Source organism: uncultured Campylobacter sp. (assembly GCF_938045345.1).
Lineage (GTDB): Bacteria > Campylobacterota > Campylobacteria > Campylobacterales > Campylobacteraceae > Campylobacter_B.
The window spans coordinates 1-17,040 of record NZ_CALIMS010000050.1 but is presented as its reverse complement, the minus strand read 5'-3'; the positions used below and the strand labels follow the sequence as shown (position 1 = coordinate 17,040).

Here is a 17,040-nt window from a genome sequence, read left to right as displayed (position 1 = left end):
ATATGTCATTGTTGATTACAAAAGAATGCATCAGTTGCGACGCTTGCCGCGAGGAATGCCCTAATGAAGCGATTTTTGAGGATGAGCCGATATACATCATAGATGCCGATCGATGCTGTGAGTGCGTAGATGATTACTCTGAGCCCGCCTGCATCGTGGTCTGCCCGGTCGAGTGCATCATCACCGATCCCGATAATATCGAGACGGCAGACGAGCTGAAATACAAACACGTCCATATGGAAATTTAAATGCCCAAGCGCGTCGCAGTCATAGATCTGGGCTCAAATTCCGCCAGAGCCGTGATTTTCGAGCGCACGAGCAGGCTCGGGTTTTTTATCTTGGCCGAGCACAAGATCAAGATCCGACTAGGCGAAGGCGCCTACGAAAACGGCGGAATTTTAACCACCGAAGCGATGCAAAAATGCCTGCTGGCGTTTAAAAAATTTAAAACCCTCGTATGCAATTACAAGGCCAAGCGCGTGCTTTGCATCGGTACATCTGCGCTTCGCGATGCGCCAAACGGAGCCGAGTTTATAAATCTCGTCCGCAAGCAAACGGGCATCACGATCCGCAAGATAGACGGGCAGATGGAGGCGTATCTAGGCGCCTATGCGGCGCAGAATTTGCTTAGCGACTTTTACGAGGGCGTTACGCTGGACATCGGCGGCGGCTCGACCGAGCTTGCTTACATAAAAAACGGCAGGATAGAAAATAAAATTTCTCTAAATTTAGGCACGGTGCGGCTAAAGGAGCTGTTTTTCGATCGCGGCGACACGAAGGGGCTAGAGAAATACATAAATAACGCGATCTCGCAAGTAGGCACCGAGTTTCGCACGCAAAATTTAATCGTAATGGGCGGCTCTGCGCGAGCGCTATCGGGCGCCGTGATGAGCCTGCAAAACCACCCGCTAAAAATAGTGCATAATTTCAGTTACGATTACGAAAAATACGCGCCATTTTTTGCCAAGCTGATGAGCGCAAAGACGCTTGATCTGGCGAAATTCCCGATCAAAAAAGACCGCTACGACACGATAAGAGAGGGCGCTATCATCTTTGATAAGATCGTAAGGCGCCTAGGGGCGAAAAAGATCATCACCAGCGGCGTAGGAGTGCGTGAGGGGGCGTTTTTAAGCTCGATTCTGCGCGGCGCAAACCTGCCTAGAGGCTTTAATCCGAGCCTAAGAAGCCTTAAAGATCGCTTCGCTTCCGAGCCCAGCGAGGCTCCTAAGTTCGCAAAGGTGCTGTTTTGCGCGCTATCGCCTCTACACGACTTGGGCGAAAAATATATTAAAATCCTGCAGACCGCGGCATCGCTTTGCGAGATCGGGCGGGCGATCGGTTTTTATGCCAAGCACGAAACCAGCGCGGATATGGTGCTCGGCGGGCTGAACTACCGCACGACGCACAAAGAAAAGGCACTCATAGCCGCGATCATCTCGATGCACGGAAAGCGCGAGCTGGGAGCTACGTTCGCGCCTTTGAGCGCGATTTTGCCGGACGCCGGCAAGCTTGCCTGGCTCAGCTATATTTTGGAGCTTGCGCGCCTCTTAAGCGAAAACGCGCTAAAAAATTTAGAATTTAACTTTGAAAATTCCACTCTTAAAATCTCCGGCGCGGATAATTTGATAATGCTTAAAGGAAGCCTTAAAAAGCTCTCAAAGCCCGCAATTTTTGCGATAAAATTCCTTTAAATAGCGCCCCTACTTGTCGCGCAAGCTTAAGGCGGGCGGAGTTCGTTTAATTTTAGGAGCTTGAAGCGGGCGATAAATCCCTATCAATAGCGCTTTTTAAATTTTAATTCCATTCTTGGCTAAAGAATAGACGCTAAAAAATCCGTAGTCGGTGCGGACGTAAAGGCGCTCGCCTGCGATTTCAATAGCAGCAGTTTTGACGCAGTGCTCACATTCAAACTCGCCTAAGAGGCGAAAATCCTCTAAGCTGAATGCTTTAAATCCACCGTAAAAATACGTAAGAAAAATTTGATCGTTTGCGGCAAACCTCATTACGCTTCTTGGCAAGTTTTTTGGTGCGCTTAGACGCTTTTTGCTTGCGACGTCCCAAAAATACAGCTCATCAAAGCCGTTATTTACGATCAAAATCGTGTCATTTTTGATAAGCCCCACGTTTAGGGAGTGGATATAGCCCACGTCGCATTCGATACGGCAAAGCTCGGCGAAGTCTTTTAGGCGGTAGAGCCTGGCGATATTTTTGCCGCATTCATCCCCACAGGCTACGCAAATTTTATTGCCGAAGCCTATTGCTTTTGCCGAAAAATCCGTTTTAAATTTTAGCTTCTTGTCGCTTCCGAAAGCTAAAATTCCATCTGTGCCGCAGGCTAGAATTTCGCCGTTGCCGCTTAGAGTAGAACTAAAGCCTCCTCCTGTGATACCCCAGGCTTCAAAAAGCTTGTTGAATTTTTCTCCATCAAAAAGAAAGAATTCGTGGTCCAAATCAAGCACTAAAGCTTTTTTGGTGGCGGTCATTTTCCACGCTAAAATTTTTGGTAGCTCAATTTGCGCAAGAGTTCTTAGTTCGCCGTCCAACACGATTAAATAATCGCAGCCGTGTTCGTCAAAATTACATTTATAGACGTAAAATTTATCCTCAAACTCGGCAAATCCAAGCGCTCCGCTGTATCCGCCGCCGATATAGGCATGCGCTAGTGCCTCGCCGAATTTCGCTTTTTTGTTTTCATAGATGAAGCCCTTTTTTAGGGCATCAACTTGCTTTTTTACGAAAGCTTTTTGCAGAGCATCGCAATTTGCGAATTCTTTAGAGCTCAGCCTTTCTTTGCCGTTTTGTAGCGTCTTTGAAATCAAACTAAGCCCTTGCGTTTGAAGCAGGATCTCTTTCTTGCCGTCGGTAAATTTTTTCATAGCAGCCCCTAAGTATAAATTTTAAGTCTAATTTTAGAATTTCAAAGCTTAAACTGCGGGGTGCGGCAAAGCTGTTTAAAATCTACCGAGCGCTTCTTTGACGTGATCCTCCGCCATATCGATATTCCACATCGGCTCAAAGACGAGATCGATCTCCACTTCGCCGACGCCCTCCACGCTCTCGGCACCCGCGCGCACCCATTCCACCATCATCTCATGCAGCGGGCACGACTGAGTCGATAGCGTCATCGTGACTTTGGCGTTGTTTTCGTCGTCCACGGCGACATCATAAATGAGCCCCAGCGACACGACGTCAAAGCCCACCTCGGGATCGACAACGGCGCGAAGCGCGTCGTAAATTTGCTCTTTCGTTACTTTCATTTTTCCTCTCCGAATTTTATGTAGTTAAAGATATTTACGGTGTTGATTAGCACCAAAATTATGCTTGCTGCTTGCAAGATCACCGCAGGCGTTAGCGCTCCAAGGCTCGCGCACGCAAGCGCTAAGACGTTCGGCACGCAGGCTGCGTAGGCGATCTTTTTGATTATCATATCCTCTAGCATAGGGATTTTGCGCTTGCCGACGAAGGGCGAGACGTAGTGATACCAGATGAGAAAGGGCGCGATTTTATAAAGGTGCGCGACGATGAAGGCGAATAAAAAGCCGTATAGCAGCCAAAACGCCGCCAAATCCGCGCGACCTGCGAGCCAAAATGCCGCGCTAAAGCCCAGAGCCGCCAGCGAGATATAGACGTTTAAATTCCAATAATCGATCGCTTTTCGCACCCGCCTGGCTAGGATATAGATCGCCTGAGCCACAAAGCTCGCAAGCGCGGCAAAGGCGATGAAAATTCCAAAATCTTTTAGCAAAAACGGCCCCGCGAGCAGATACAGCGCCAGTGAAGCTTTTGCTAGCGCGAAGCTTAGATCGTGCGCCAGGCTAAACATCGGCAGCAGCACGCATGCAGCGCCTACGATGACGAAAAACACAAAGCCCAGCACGAAGTATATGTGATAGGATAAAATTTCTGAAAAATATACTCCGAAAATCTCCACGCCGCTAAGCGCTAGCACGAGCGCGAAGCCAAGGCTGATCCCTACCGCCAAAAACGCAGCCGAGATCGCAAGCGCAACGGCGGGGAAGCTCCATTTGGGCGTGCCGATGAAGCTTAGCGCGTAGCAGATCGTAAAATAAAATAGGCTAAGCAGCAAAACGGCGCCGCCTGCGTGCATCAAAGGGATGCTTGAAAGCAGCAATCCCGCGCTTAGCAGCGCCACGCCCGCGCCGTAGGCGAGGAGATTTAAAAACGCAAATTTGACGGTGAAAAATTCCTTTTGTATAATGACCGAAGTAAGCTGATAGAGCGCTCCGATGATTATGCTGATTACGAAACCCAGCAAAAATACATGAAAGAAGCTCGCCGTCTGCGGCGCCTGGATCGCGCCGAAATCGGCCTTTAAAAAGCTCGCCGCGCTTAGAAGCAAAAAGATAAAGCCGCAGATGAAATAGCCGCCTACGATGCGAAACGGCGGCGAAAAGGTCGTGATATTCATCTAAATTTTAAAGCTATTCTAGCCGTGGCACTTCGCGTCGGTATCGAAGCCCTCATTGACCGCGCCCGGTTTTAGGCTGATGGTGAGCTTGACCGCGTCGCCGTCCAGATCCTCGCGCACTATGTCAAATTTAGACTCGATTTTTGGGATCAGCCCCATTGGGAATTTATGATTTACCATGACGACCTTTTTGGTGCCGTCTTTTACGAAATTTAGCGCCACCAGCGCATTTACCATAGGCTCGGGCGGAATGCATTTGCGCGAATCAAAGCCGATGTACTCCACGCCGCCTTGCGATTTTTTGTAAAATTTCAACGTAGCGCCCGCCGCGTCGAATTCCTGCCAGTCTGTGAAAAAATCCATACTTGATCCTTTTTTAAAATTTCGCGCGATTATATAGCAAATTTTAAAATTTTGAAATGAGGCAGGTCAAGTCCTATTCGGAATTTGTAAATTTAGCCGAATTTTAATACACTACGCGTTAAAATTTTAAATCCGAGGACCATTATGCAGACCATCACGATCATCGATACGTTCGGCTTTTTTTTCAGGCTCTACTACGCTATGAGCGGGCTTAAGACCAAAGACGGCAAACCCAGCGGCATGGTGAGCGGATTTGCGAGCTTCATCGCAAATCTTTCGAAGGAATTTAAGAGCGATTATATAATTTTCGCTCTGGATAGCAAGGGCAAGACCTTCCGCTCGGATATCGATCCGAACTACAAAACCAACCGCCAAGCCCCGCCGCCCGCGCTTTTGCAGCAGCTACCGGTCTGCATCGAGATGATCGAAAAGATGGGGCTTTACTCGCTCGGACGCGAGGGTTACGAGGCGGACGATCTCATCGCAAGCGTCGTTAAAAAGCACGGCGCCACGCATAAAATCAATATCGTTACCTCTGACAAGGACCTGTATCAGCTCATCGGCGAAAACGTTAAAATTTACAGCCACGGCAAAAAGATGCTTTACGGAAGAGAGGAGTGCTTGCAGCGCTACGGCGTCTATCCCGAGCAGATCGTGGATTTTTTGGCGATCTGCGGCGACAGCGCCGATAATATCCCGGGCGTGCGCGGTATCGGCGACAAGGGAGCGAAGAAGCTTTTGGACGAATGGGGCTCGCTCGACGCAATTTATTCAAATTTAGACCGCCTGCCGCAAAACAAACAGCGCGAGTATCTGATAGAAGGGAAGCAGAGCGCCTATATAAGCAAGCGCCTGGCTACGCTTTACGACGAGCTGGAAATCCCGCCTTTAGAGGACGCGAAATTTCCGCAACAAAATCCGCTTTTTAAAATCCGCGAAATTTTAAAAGATTACGCGCTAAACAGACTGCTGTCCGCGTTAAGCTTGCAAGAGCAGAACGGACTTGATCTTTGGAGCGAGGGCAAAAGCGCGGGCGCAAAAAGCTCCGTTTTGGGCGCGGGCGGCAAAGGTTTCGGCGCAGAGCCGTCTCGCGGTGGCTCTATCTTGGACGCTGTCGTAGGGGGGCTAGAGGGGCAAAATTCTATCCCGGGCGGCTCCGCTTGCGGCGGGCAAAGCTGCGAGAGCGCTTTTAAAACGCCATTTGAGCCTATTTGCATTACCGATGCCGCGGAGCTTGCGAGGCTGTGCGATGGCGTCAGCGCCGAGACCTTGGTGAGCTTCGATACGGAAACCACTAGCGTCGATAGCAAAAGCGCCAAGATCGTGGGCTTTTCGTTTGCGTTTAACGAGGAGTGCGCCTATTATGTTCCGCTCGCGCATAGCTATTTGGGCGCTCCGGCTCAAATTTCTTCGGACGCCGCAAAGGCCGCGATCAGCTCGCTGTTTCGCGGTTATGTAGTGGGGCAAAATTTAAAATACGATTTTGAGATCGTGAAAAATAATTTTAATATCGAGCCGCCCGCGCGCTTTGCCGATACGATGGTGCTAGCGTGGCTGCTCGATCCCGCAAACGCCGTGGGGATGGACTCTATATCGCCGCGATATCTTGGGTATGAGACCGTGCATTTCGGCGATGTCGTCAAAAAGGGCGAGACCTTCGCCTCCGTGGAGCTGGACGCCGCTACGATCTACGCGAGCGAGGATGCATGGGTGACGCTGAGGCTGTATTTTAAGTTAAAGGGGCTGCTTGAGCCTGCGCTTTTTAAGCTCGCGCAGGAGCTTGAGTTTCCATTCGTGCGGGTACTTTGGCAGATGCAAAGATGCGGCATCAAGATAGACGCGGAGATGATAAAGCGCCTAATCGCGCGCAACGAAAAGTCCCTGCGAGAGCTCACCGATGAAATTTACGAGCTTTGCGGCGAGCAGTTTAACATCAACTCTCCCGCTCAGCTCGGCGCCGTGCTTTTCGAGCGGCTAGGACTTCCTGCGGCGAAGCGCACCAAGACGGGCTATAGCACCGACGAAAGCGTGCTAAAGGATCTTACGGCGCTGCATCCTGCGGTGGGTAAAATTTTAGACTACCGCGAGCTGTTTAAGCTGCAAAGCACCTACTGCGAGCCGCTGCTACAGCTTGCTCTGGCCGATCCGCAAAACCGCGTCAGATCGAATTTCTTGCAGACCGGCACGGCCACCGGGCGGCTAGCGAGCAAAAATCCGAACCTGCAAAATATCCCCGCGCGCGGCACGTTTGCGAAGGACGTGCGGGACTGCTTCCTAGCAGAGGGGGGCTACTCGCTGATCTCGCTTGATTACTCGCAGATCGAGCTGCGCCTGCTCGCGCACTTTTCGCGCGATCCTGCGCTTTTGGCGGCGTTTAGGGCGGATGAGGACATTCACGCGCGCACGGCGATTAGCATTTTCGGCGACGCGCAGCCCGCGCACCGCACGATCGCAAAGAGTATAAATTTCGGCCTCATCTACGGCATGGGCGCGGGCAAGCTAAGCGATAGCCTAGGCATCGCGCGCGCCGAGGCGAAGAGCTATATCGAGCGCTATTTCGCGGCGTTTTCCACGATCAAGGAGTTTTTGCAAAGCATAAAATCGGACGCGAAAGAAGGCGGCTACGTAAGCACGCTTTTTGGGCGTAGGCGCTATTTCGATTTCGCAAACGCGCGAAACAACATGGTCTATGCAAGCTACGAGCGCGAGGCGGTGAATACGAAATTTCAAGGCTCCGCCGCCGATATCATCAAAAAGGCGATGGTTGAGATTTCGCCGCTGTTAAACGATGAGGCGCGGCTGATATTGCAGATCCACGACGAGCTGATCTTCGAGGTGCGGGACGAGGCGGCGCAGAGCTTCGGCGAGCGCGCGCAGGAGATAATGCAAAGTGCGGCGAGCCTAAATGTACCGCTAAAGACTAGCCTAAACATCGCCAAGCGCTGGGGCGAGCTGAAGTAGCTCCGACAAATTTAAAGTGCGGCTAAAATTTAAGCGGAATTTAAACGGCGCGTAGAATTTTAAATTTTGAGCAGGACGGAGCTTAAATTTGCCCGTTTGATAAATTAATCGCGTCGAATTTAGATCGAGTAGCTACGAGCGGTTGGCGTGGTGCGGCACAGATCGCCGACGCCTTTAAAATTTTGATTAAATTTAAGCTCTCCGCTCGGCAATATCAAACGGCGGTTAGATAGATTTATCCGAATTAAATTTAAACGATGCGTTTTAGCAAGAGGTCTGGGTAAATTTTGCCGTGCGTATAAATTAAAATTTCATTTCAGCGGCGTAGTGGCGGAATTTTTAAATTTAAATTTTACACAAAGCCACGCGCCTCATGAAATTTAACGAGTGAAAATCCATACAAAATTTAGCCCGCGAGAAAATGGACATAGGTTTTGCGAAAAGCGATTTTTGTAAGATGAGATGATCGGCGGCGGGTCTTTTTAAACCCGCCCTGCGCGCCGGTTCGTAAAAACCGACGCCCTTATAGCCTCACGAGCGAAGCTATAAGGATTTCGGACTAAATTTTGGCATGAATTCTGCCCGCGTAAATTTTACAAGCCTGCATAGAAATTCCGCGAGCTAGCGCAAATTTCGCGCCGCCTATTTTTTAGATTTTTCTAGCGCGGCGGCAAGGTCCGCTATGAGATCGTCCGCGTTTTCGATGCCTATGGCTAGACGCAGCAAATTTTGACTGATACCGATGCGCTCTTGCAGCTCGCGCGGATAGCTCTCGTGCGTCATCGACGCGGGGTGGCAGATCAGGCTCTCTACGCCGCCCAGGCTCACAGCTAGATCGAATAGCTCAAGGCTGCGCGCAAAGGTTTTATAGTCGTATTGCGGCTTAAGCACCAGTGAGATGACCGCTCCTATGCCGCTGGCTTGGCGATTTTGTATCTCTTTTTCGTTAGCCGAATGCGAGCCTGCAAAATTTACCGCCTCTACCGCAGGATTACCGCGTAAAAATTCTATTATCTTTAGCGTATTTTCGCTCTGACGGTCGAAGCGCACGCTTAGCGTTTTAAGCCCGCGTATGAGCGAATACGCGTCGGTAGGCGATAGCGTCGCGCCCAGAGTGTTTTTCATAAACTGAATTCTTGCGGCAAGCTCGTCGTCATTCGTCGTAACGATGCCGGCGATCAGATCGGCATGCCCGCCTATGTATTTGGTCGCGCTATAAACCACGATGTCTGCGCCGTGCTCTAGCGGGCGCTGATAATATGGGGTCAAAAAGGTATTATCCATAACCACAAGCGCGCCGTTTTTGTGCGCGAGCTCGCTGATACGCTCAATGTCGGTTACTCGTAAAAGCGGATTTGATGGCGTTTCGATGAAGACCATTTTGACGTCGCTCGGAATTTCGCTGATCAAATTTAGATCATCCACCAAGTCGTAATTGATCCCTTGATTTTTAAAAATCCCGCTTACGTAGCGATAGGTGCCGCCGTAGACGTTGTTATTTAGCAGCACGCGATCGCCGCTTTTAAGCAGCGCGAATGCAGCGCTCGTAGCCGCCATACCCGAGGCTAGCGCGAAGGCGTATTTGCTGCCTTCAAATTTTGCGAAAAGTTCCTCGAAGGCGTTGCGCGTAGGATTTGCGCCGCGCGAGTAGGCGTATTTGCCGAAATCATCCAGGCTTTCTTGCACGAAGGTGCTGGCTAGATATATCGGCGGAATGACCGCGTTGTGGGGGTTGGACTTGGCCTCTATGCCCTTTACGATTAGGGTATCTACTTTCATCTTTTCTCCTTGAAATTTAATGGATTTAAAAGCTCATCGCTCCGATAAATTTAGCTATGCGCTCGTCGCTGCTACCGAAGAATTCCTCTGCGTCGCCGTCGAATGCGATAACTCCGCCGTCTAAGAATAAAATTCTATCTGCGATCTTGCGTGCAAAGCCCATATTGTGCGTGACGATGATAAGCGAGCGATCCTCTGCGGCAAGCTCGGCGATAGTTTTTAACACCTGCGCCTCAAGCTCAGGATCAAGCGCGCTCGTAGGCTCATCCAGCAGCAAAAACTCAGGCTGCATCGCAAGCGCCCGCGCGATCGCTACACGCTGGCTCTGACCGCCGGAGAGGCGAGCCGGATACGCGCTAGCTTTATCCGCCATACCGACCTTTTTTAGCAGCGCCATTGCATTTGCCTCGGCAAGCTCGCGTGGCTGCTTTAGCACGTGTACGGGTGCTTCGATGACGTTTTGCAAGACGTTGAGGTGTGGAAAGAGATTGAAGCTTTGAAAAACCATGCCCGTATGCGCGCGGAACGGATGATACTCGCTTGTTTTATGCGGAGCGTCGAAATTTATCTTAAACTCGCCTAGCTGTAGCTCGCCGCCGCTTGGAATTTCGAGCAGATTTATGCAGCGCAGCATCGTGGATTTGCCAGAGCCGGAGCTTCCTAAAATCACTGTCGTTTGCCCGTCGCGAAATTCTAAGCTTAGCCCATTTAGCACGACGTGATCGCCGAAGCGCTTAGTTAAGTTCGTAAATTTTATCATCACACGAACCTTGAAAATCGTCGCTCTAGCTTGGATTGTAAGAACGTAAGAAGGGTGCAGACCGCTAGATAAAATAGCGCCGCCAGCACGTATAACGTGAGCGGATCGAATGCCCGCGCAGCAATACGTTGAGCGACCATAAACATATCGACCATCGTAATCGAGGCTACGAGCGAAGTGTCTTTAAGCGTAGAGATAAATATATTTGATAGCGGCGGCAGCGATATGCGCGCTGCTTGCGGAGCGATAATACGGCGCAGAATTTGAGCGTAGCTCATGCCTAAAGACGTAGCCGCCTCCCATTGTCCCTTTGGCACCGATAGGATCGCAGCTCGCACCGCCTCTGAAGCGTAAGCGCCGATATTGAGGCTAAAGGTAATGATCGCAGCAGCCCAAACATCAAGTGTGATCCCGATGATTGGAAGCCCGAAATAGACGATAAAAAGCTGCACCAAAAGCGGAGTGCCGCGAAAAATCCAAATATAAATTTCGCTTAGCTGCTTTAAAATTTTAAAATTTGCGATGCGTGCGACCGCCGTCAGCACCGCAAGCACGAGCCCAAGCAGAAATGAGATTATCGTAAGCGGGATCGTAACTTGCAGCAGGGCTAGCGCCATCGGCTTTAGCGAGCTGCTAACAAGCTCTAGAATTCTGCTTGTTTCGTTCATTCACTCACATCTTTGCCGAAATATTTAAGCGAAATTTCTTTTAGCTTGCCCTCGGCTTTGAGTTCGTTTAGGGCTTTGTTGATTTGATCTGCGAGTTCTTTATTGCCCTTCTGCACGATTGCAGCGCTATAATCGACATCTTTTAGCTTTGCGGCGATCTTAATCGGAGCGTCCGGACGTTGTTTTAAAAAGTCGTAAAATACGGTATTATCGCGCACGACGGTATCTACGCGGCGAGCGATCAGCAGCTCCATACTTTTGGCGAAACTATCGACGGTTACGTTTTGCGCGCCGTATTTTTTAGCGACTTGTGCCCAGTTGCTGGTAGCGGAGTCTGCATTTTTCTTGCCTTTTAAATCCTCGAAGCTTTTAATGTCGTTGTTATCTTTATGCACGATGATAGCTCCGTAAACGACGGTGTAGGGCACAGAATACTCATATTTTTTCTTGCGCTCATCAGTAATGCTTACTTGATTAAACACAGCGTCTGCTTTGCCTGCATCAAATGCTGCAAGCATCGCATCCCAAGGCGCAGTTAGAAATTCTATTTTTAGACCAAGCTTTTCGGCGACTGCGCGCGCGACATCTACGTCGTATCCTACGAGCTCATTTTTGTCGTTATAATACGAAAATGGCGAAAAGGTGCCTTCCGTAGCTACTTTAAGCGTACCTTCGCGTAGCGTTTTAGAGTTTGCGCCGCATATTAAAAGTGCGCACGCAAGCAAAGTTTTTATTAAATTTTTCATAATTCCTCCAAAATTTTATGAGCGAAATTTAAAATGCGAAATTCCGCTCAGCTAAGTTTAAAATTCCACGCTTCAACTAAGCGGTCGTAAAATTTACTCCGTAATGTCTTTGCCAAAATATTTAAGTGAAATTTCTTTCAGCACGCCTTTTTGCTTTAGCGATTTTAGCGCGGAATTTATCTGCGCCGTCAGCTCATCATCCTTTTTAAGCAGCACGGCGGAATAGATCGGCTCATTGCCTTGAGCTGCGATCTTTAGCGGGGCGTTCGGGCGCTGCTTCATATAGTCGAAAAATGTGATGTTGTCGTTGATCGTAGCGTCTGCGCGACGAGCTATGATGAGCTCCACGCCCTTGCTAAATCCGTCTGCCGTAACGATCTCGGCGCCATAGCTGCGCGCCATGTCTGCCCAGTTACTGGTAGCGGAGTGAACGCTTTTTTTGCCTTTAAGATCCGCAAAACTCTTAATCTCCTCGTTATCAGCTCGCACTACTAGCGCAGCATAAGCCACGGTATAAGGCTCGCTGAAATTATATTTTTTCTTGCGCTCCTGCGTTATGCTTACTTGATTCATCGCTATGTCTGCTTTGCCTGCGTCAAATGCCGCGAGCATCGCATCCCACGGTGCGGTTAAAAATTCCGCTTTTAGCCCTAGCTCTTTTGCCAGCGCGCGAGCGATATCGACATCAAAGCCGGTAAGATTATTTTTCTCGTCATAGAAAGAATACGGCGAGTAAGTCCCCTCCGTGGCTATTACGAGCGTGCCCTCTTTGAGCGTCTTAGCGCTTAGGGCGGCGGTGATCAGCGCTGTTGCGAGCAGGGCTTTAAATATTTTCATTACATCTCCTTGAAATTTAGCTATCGCTCGCGCTGCGAGCAGATGCGCGATTATATCGTGCGGAATATATAATTTTTATTAAAAATTCTAAATTTTAGTAAGACGTGATACAAAATTTCGCCTGCATGACAAAACTTTAGCTCATATATTTTTAAAATTTTGACAGAGGTGATTTATAAAATTTCAAGTTTATTAGGTAAAAGTCTCACAGAAGGAATTCAGCCTGCGATATAAAATAAAATTTGCAAGTATTTCGAGGCGATTTTTTTGAGTTAGAAGCTAAAATTTTGCGCAAGCTAGACTTCTGCTTGCAGTTGCGAGCGCAAGAGAAGCAAAATTTCTCTCAAAAGCGCTCGCAAGATGATCCTTTTGAAAAAGACGAGCCGCTAGCGAATTTGCCCGCCTCCGCGGACGACGTATTTATAGGTCGTGAGCTCTCTCACCCCCATCGGCCCTCTGGCGTGCAGCTTTTGCGTGCTGATGCCGATCTCGCCGCCGAATCCAAACTCGCTGCCGTCGCTAAAGCGCGTCGAGGCATTGGCGTAGACGATCGCGCTGCCGACTTCGTTTAAAAACCGCTCGATGTTTGCATAGTTTTCACTCAAAATTGCGTCCGAATGTCCGCTGGAATGCGCGTTTATAAAGCTGATCGCCTCACCCGTATCCCGCACCGCGCGCACGGCTAGCACGAGATCCAAAAACTCGGCGCCAAAGTCGCTCTCGCCTGCAAGTTTGACGTTTTTTGCGCCTCGCAGATCCGCGCACGAGCCCAAAAGCTGGTCGCTCACGCGAAACTCGACCTCGGGCATCTCGCGCACAAGCTCCGGTAAAATTTTACCCGCCACGCGCTCATGCAAAAGCACGCACTCAACGGCGTTACAGACGCTTGGACGCTGGATTTTGGCGTTTTTGATTATCTTTGCCGCTTCGCTCAAATTTGCGCTCTCATCGACAAAGATGTGGCAAACTCCCTCACCCGTCATGATGATCGGTACGGTCGCGTTTTGCGCGATAAAATCTTTTAAGCTCTTGCCGCCGCGCGGTATCAAAACGTCGATATACTCGCTCATTTTCGCCATTTGCGCCACTACTTCGCGATCTGCGCTCTCCACGAGCTGCACGGCGCCTTTTGGAAGGCCAAATTTAGCCCCCGCCTCGTTAAATAAATTTACTAAAAAGATATTCGAATTTAGCGCACTAGCACTGCCTCGCAGGATCGCTGCATTGCCGCTTTTTAGCGCCAGAGCCGCCGCGTCGATGCTGACGTTTGGACGGCTCTCATAGATGATACCAAGCACCCCCAGCGGCACTCGGACGCGGTTGATTTGCATGCCGTTTGGATGGCTCCAGCCGCCTAGATTTTCGCCCACGACCTCTGCAAATCCCGCCACTTCGCGCACGCCCTGCGCCATCGCCTCGATACGGGCGTCGGTTAGCCTTAGACGGTCTAGCAGCGCTGCGTTCAAGCCCGATTTCTCGCCGTTTGTAAGGTCTTTGGCGTTTGTCGCTTTTATCGCGTCCTTTTGTGCGAGCAGCTCATCCGCCACGGCGTTTAAAATTTCAAATTTAGCCTTGCTACCAAGTCTCAAAAGCTCGCCGCAAGCGGCCTTTGCGCGCTTACAGATATCTAAAATTTCGTTCATTTTCGCTCCTTAATCTATAAATCAAATCGCATGCTGCGTATAAAAATGCCGCGAGCGTCGCTTCTATCGCGTCTAAAATTCCAGTGCGTCTTATTTTTATCCGCGCACGACGGCTTAAATTTAGCGCGCTTTGGGCCATTTTATTTCGGATTTTCTTGCGTCAAAATTTCGCTTACTCGCCAGGCATTACGCCCAACCTTCTCATTTCAATTCGCACTGGCGCTTTTACGTAATCCGCCAGCTCATATCCGCGCAGTTCAAAAACGTCTAGCTTGCCGTTTTTATCGGCGTCCAGTTCGTCAAATTTCGCCGTCCAAGCCGCACCCGTCAAAAGTAGCGCAAAAAATATAATCTTTTTCATCTACGTCCTCCGTTTAAAATTTTAAACGCGCGAACACGGCTAAAATTTCATTGCAGCGCGATATTATCCGCGTGGATTGCGTCATCGTCGCTTTTGTAGCCTAAAGCTTGCTCTATCTCATCGCTTTTTACCCCCGCTATGCGCGCAAGCTCGCAGCTTGAATAGTTGCTAATACCGTGCGCTAGCAGCTTGCCGTCGGTCGCGCAGACGTTTACGATCTCGCCGCGCTCAAACTCGCCGCGCACCTCGGCAATCCCGACCGCAAGCAGGCTTTTGCCCGATTTTATCGCCTCTGCCGCCCCTGCGTCGATAATCACCGCGCCTTTGCTAATCGCGCCGTATGCGAGCCAGTATTTACGCGAGCTAAGCCGCGCCGCGCCCGCGCTAAAGAGGGTGCCTACCTCCTCGCCCGCCGCTATTTTAAGCAAAATTCCGTCCGTACGCCCGTTTGCGATGATCAGGCTAGTGCCGATCTGATTTGCCATTTGCGCCGCCGCGATCTTGGTCGCCATGCCGCCCGTGCCGAATTTACTGCCCTCGCCGCCTGCCATTTTGACGACGTGCTCGTCGATTTTTTCGATAAAGCTTAAAAGTTTTGCGTCCGCGTGCTCGCTCGGATTTTTGTCGTACAGCCCGTCGATATCGCTTAAAATCACGAGCAGATCAGCATCGATTAGCCCCGCAACGAGAGCGCTTAGCGTGTCGTTGTCGCCCACTTTGAGTTCATCTGCTACGACGGGATCGTTTTCGTTGATGATCGGCACGATGCCGCGCGAGAGTAGCTCCGCGCAGACGTTTCGCACGCTAAGATAGCGCGCTCTGTCGCTAAAATCGCCGCGGCTTAGCAGCAGCTGCGCGATAATGCGGTCATGCGCCCAAAATAGCCGCTCGTAAAGATGCATCAGTGCGACCTGTCCGACCGCCGCTAGAGCCTGCTTGCGGCTTAAAATTTTAGGTCTTTGCACGATGCCTAGCAGCCCCATGCCCGCGCCCACGGCACCCGAGCTTACCAAAGCCACGCAAAAGCCCGCATCTTTTAGCTTGCAAATTTGCGCGACTAGACTTTTGATGAGCCGCTCATTTAGCGAGCCGTCTGCGTTCGTAAGCGTTGAAGTACCGATCTTTACGACGATACGTTTTGCGCCGCCCAGAAGCTCTTTTCTGTTCATTTTCCGCTCCAAAATTTTTGAAAATTATATCGAAAACGGCTTATTTTAAATTTTATGTTTTGAGCTGTGCGCGGCGCACTTTTGGTTAAAATTTCTAAAGCAGTTCTCTTTTTTTCTAAGCACTATATTTGTGGCGCCTGTGCGCAGGTTTAAATTTATTTGGCGCTGCCGCGCTGCGAGTTTTAAATTTTGGCGGAGTAAATTTTATAAATTTGACTTTAAATTTAAAAGTATCGCAGACCGAATTTTCAAATTTAATCTTAAATTTGACCTGCGATACGAAATAAGATTTGCAAATATTTCGAGGCGATTTTTGGGGTTACGCGGCTAAAATTTTGCGCAGGCTAGACAAAATAGTCTGCCAAGCAAAATTTTAGCAAGCTCCGCAAAAAGCGCTCAAAAGACGCCTCAAATTAGCCTATATTCTCACCGGCTATCATACCAAACGTTAAGCAGTCAGCAATCGCCACGCTACCTAAGCGGCTAGCTCCATGTACGCCGCCGGTGATCTCGCCTGCGGCAAATAATCTTGGGATAGGCATCTCGGTTTGTAAAGAGATAACCTGAGCTTTGGTATTGATATCGATACCGCCCATAGTGTGGTGAAGTTTTGGCGTACCACGCATAGCGTAGAAAGGTGGTTTGGAGATATCTACGCCGTTTGTAGTGGTTTTATCCATTGGTTTGCCAAAGTCTTCGTCTTTACCGTTTTTAACGAAGCTATTGTATCTCTCGACCGTCTTTTTTAGCTCTGCGGCAGGGATTTTATAAAATGCCGCTAGTTCGTCTAGAGTTTCAAATTTCTTTAGTACGCCAGATTCTAGCGGTTTAGTGTAGTGCTCAGGTATAACCATGTTTTTTACGCCATCGCTATCGCAGAAGTTTATCGGATAGATATCGGCTTTTGCGTCGATTACTTTAAACATAGCTTGAGAGCGAGTGCGGCGGTCTGCTAGCTCGTTCATATAGCGTTTGCCGGTTCTTGGATCGACTGAAATTCCGTAGCGGAAACTTCCGTTTACGTTAAACATAGAGCCTACGCCGAAGCCTTTTTCATCAGGGCATGCCCATGGACCAAACTGTATCCAGCTTAGCTGAACTGGAGTTGCGCCGATCCTAAATGCCTCTTTCATAGCGCCTGCTGTTGCGCCCGGGTGGTTGGTGCTATCCGTAGTAGGCAAGATAGACGGATCTTGGACTTGTCTAAAGAATACGTCGCGGCAAAATCCGCCTGCGGCTAGTACTACGCCTTTTTTAGCTTTTATAGTTTTTTTAGTTCCGGTAGTGTTTTCGGCGTCGTCTTTTTGGCTCTTTGGATCAAATT

General features: G+C 49.6%; 16 protein-coding genes. 3 read left to right on the top strand and 13 right to left on the bottom strand.

The genetic code is table 11. The features are described from left to right. Window positions 1-2: 2 nt before the first annotated feature. A complete protein-coding gene (locus Q0144_RS08730; protein WP_005871264.1) occupies window positions 3-248 on the top strand; it encodes a YfhL family 4Fe-4S dicluster ferredoxin in 246 nt (81 codons plus the stop codon). Beyond that, window positions 249-1,691 (top strand): Ppx/GppA phosphatase family protein, encoded by a 1,443-nt coding sequence (locus Q0144_RS08725; protein WP_298063402.1) that lies wholly within the window; start codon window positions 249-251, stop codon window positions 1,689-1,691. A gap of 96 nt (window positions 1,692-1,787) precedes the next feature. On the opposite strand, the gene Q0144_RS08720 is transcribed toward Q0144_RS08725, so the two are convergent. From Q0144_RS08720 to Q0144_RS08705, 4 genes are all read right to left on the bottom strand, one after another. Beyond that, complete coding sequence (locus Q0144_RS08720) at window positions 1,788-2,876, bottom strand: hypothetical protein (protein WP_298063400.1); 1,089 nt, start codon at window positions 2,874-2,876, stop codon at window positions 1,788-1,790. Window positions 2,877-2,951: 75 nt separating this feature from the next. Next, window positions 2,952-3,257: a metal-sulfur cluster assembly factor gene (locus tag Q0144_RS08715; RefSeq protein WP_298063398.1), complete on the bottom strand. Its 306-nt coding sequence runs from the start codon at window positions 3,255-3,257 to the stop codon at window positions 2,952-2,954. Next, window positions 3,254-4,429 (bottom strand): peptidase M50, encoded by a 1,176-nt coding sequence (locus Q0144_RS08710; protein WP_298063396.1) that lies wholly within the window; start codon window positions 4,427-4,429, stop codon window positions 3,254-3,256. The genes Q0144_RS08715 and Q0144_RS08710 overlap by 4 nt, the downstream gene beginning before the upstream one ends. A gap of 18 nt (window positions 4,430-4,447) precedes the next feature. Continuing rightward, on the bottom strand, window positions 4,448-4,792 hold the full coding sequence (locus Q0144_RS08705) for a hypothetical protein (protein WP_298063394.1): 345 nt from the start codon (window positions 4,790-4,792) through the stop codon (window positions 4,448-4,450). Between the two features lie 144 nt (window positions 4,793-4,936). Here Q0144_RS08705 and polA point away from each other — a divergent pair, with 144 nt between their 5' ends. Beyond that, window positions 4,937-7,753 carry a DNA polymerase I gene (gene polA / locus Q0144_RS08700; protein WP_298063392.1) on the top strand — a complete coding sequence of 939 codons (2,817 nt, stop codon included), beginning with the start codon at window positions 4,937-4,939 and terminating at the stop codon, window positions 7,751-7,753. Between the two features lie 642 nt (window positions 7,754-8,395). Here the strand turns inward: polA and Q0144_RS08695 are convergent. From Q0144_RS08695 to Q0144_RS08655, 9 genes are all read right to left on the bottom strand, one after another. Further along, window positions 8,396-9,532, bottom strand: coding sequence for a PLP-dependent aspartate aminotransferase family protein (locus Q0144_RS08695; RefSeq protein ID WP_298063390.1), 1,137 nt, complete (start codon window positions 9,530-9,532; stop codon window positions 8,396-8,398). Between the two features lie 25 nt (window positions 9,533-9,557). Next, a complete protein-coding gene (locus tag Q0144_RS08690) occupies window positions 9,558-10,292 on the bottom strand; it encodes an amino acid ABC transporter ATP-binding protein (RefSeq protein WP_298063388.1) in 735 nt (244 codons plus the stop codon). Next, a complete protein-coding gene (locus Q0144_RS08685; RefSeq protein ID WP_298063386.1) occupies window positions 10,292-10,960 on the bottom strand; it encodes an amino acid ABC transporter permease in 669 nt (222 codons plus the stop codon). The genes Q0144_RS08690 and Q0144_RS08685 overlap by 1 nt, the downstream gene beginning before the upstream one ends. Then, the gene (locus tag Q0144_RS08680) at window positions 10,957-11,706 is read right to left on the bottom strand and encodes an amino acid ABC transporter substrate-binding protein (RefSeq protein WP_298063383.1); all 750 of its coding nucleotides are present in this window, start codon (window positions 11,704-11,706) and stop codon (window positions 10,957-10,959) included. Before Q0144_RS08680 ends, Q0144_RS08685 begins: the two co-directional genes overlap by 4 nt. A gap of 93 nt (window positions 11,707-11,799) precedes the next feature. Further along, window positions 11,800-12,543, bottom strand: coding sequence for an amino acid ABC transporter substrate-binding protein (locus tag Q0144_RS08675; protein ID WP_298063380.1), 744 nt, complete (start codon window positions 12,541-12,543; stop codon window positions 11,800-11,802). Between the two features lie 386 nt (window positions 12,544-12,929). Then, window positions 12,930-14,186, bottom strand: a complete 1,257-nt coding sequence (locus Q0144_RS08670; RefSeq protein ID WP_298063378.1) for a glutamate-5-semialdehyde dehydrogenase — start codon at window positions 14,184-14,186, stop codon at window positions 12,930-12,932. Between the two features lie 172 nt (window positions 14,187-14,358). After that, window positions 14,359-14,547, bottom strand: a complete 189-nt coding sequence (locus Q0144_RS08665; RefSeq protein ID WP_298063376.1) for a hypothetical protein — start codon at window positions 14,545-14,547, stop codon at window positions 14,359-14,361. A 47-nt stretch (window positions 14,548-14,594) separates the two neighbouring features. Further along, a complete protein-coding gene (proB, locus tag Q0144_RS08660) occupies window positions 14,595-15,716 on the bottom strand; it encodes a glutamate 5-kinase (protein ID WP_298063374.1) in 1,122 nt (373 codons plus the stop codon). Window positions 15,717-16,129: 413 nt separating this feature from the next. After that, a partial coding sequence (locus tag Q0144_RS08655; protein WP_298063370.1) for a flavocytochrome c occupies window positions 16,130-17,040 on the bottom strand: 911 nt, incomplete at its 5' end.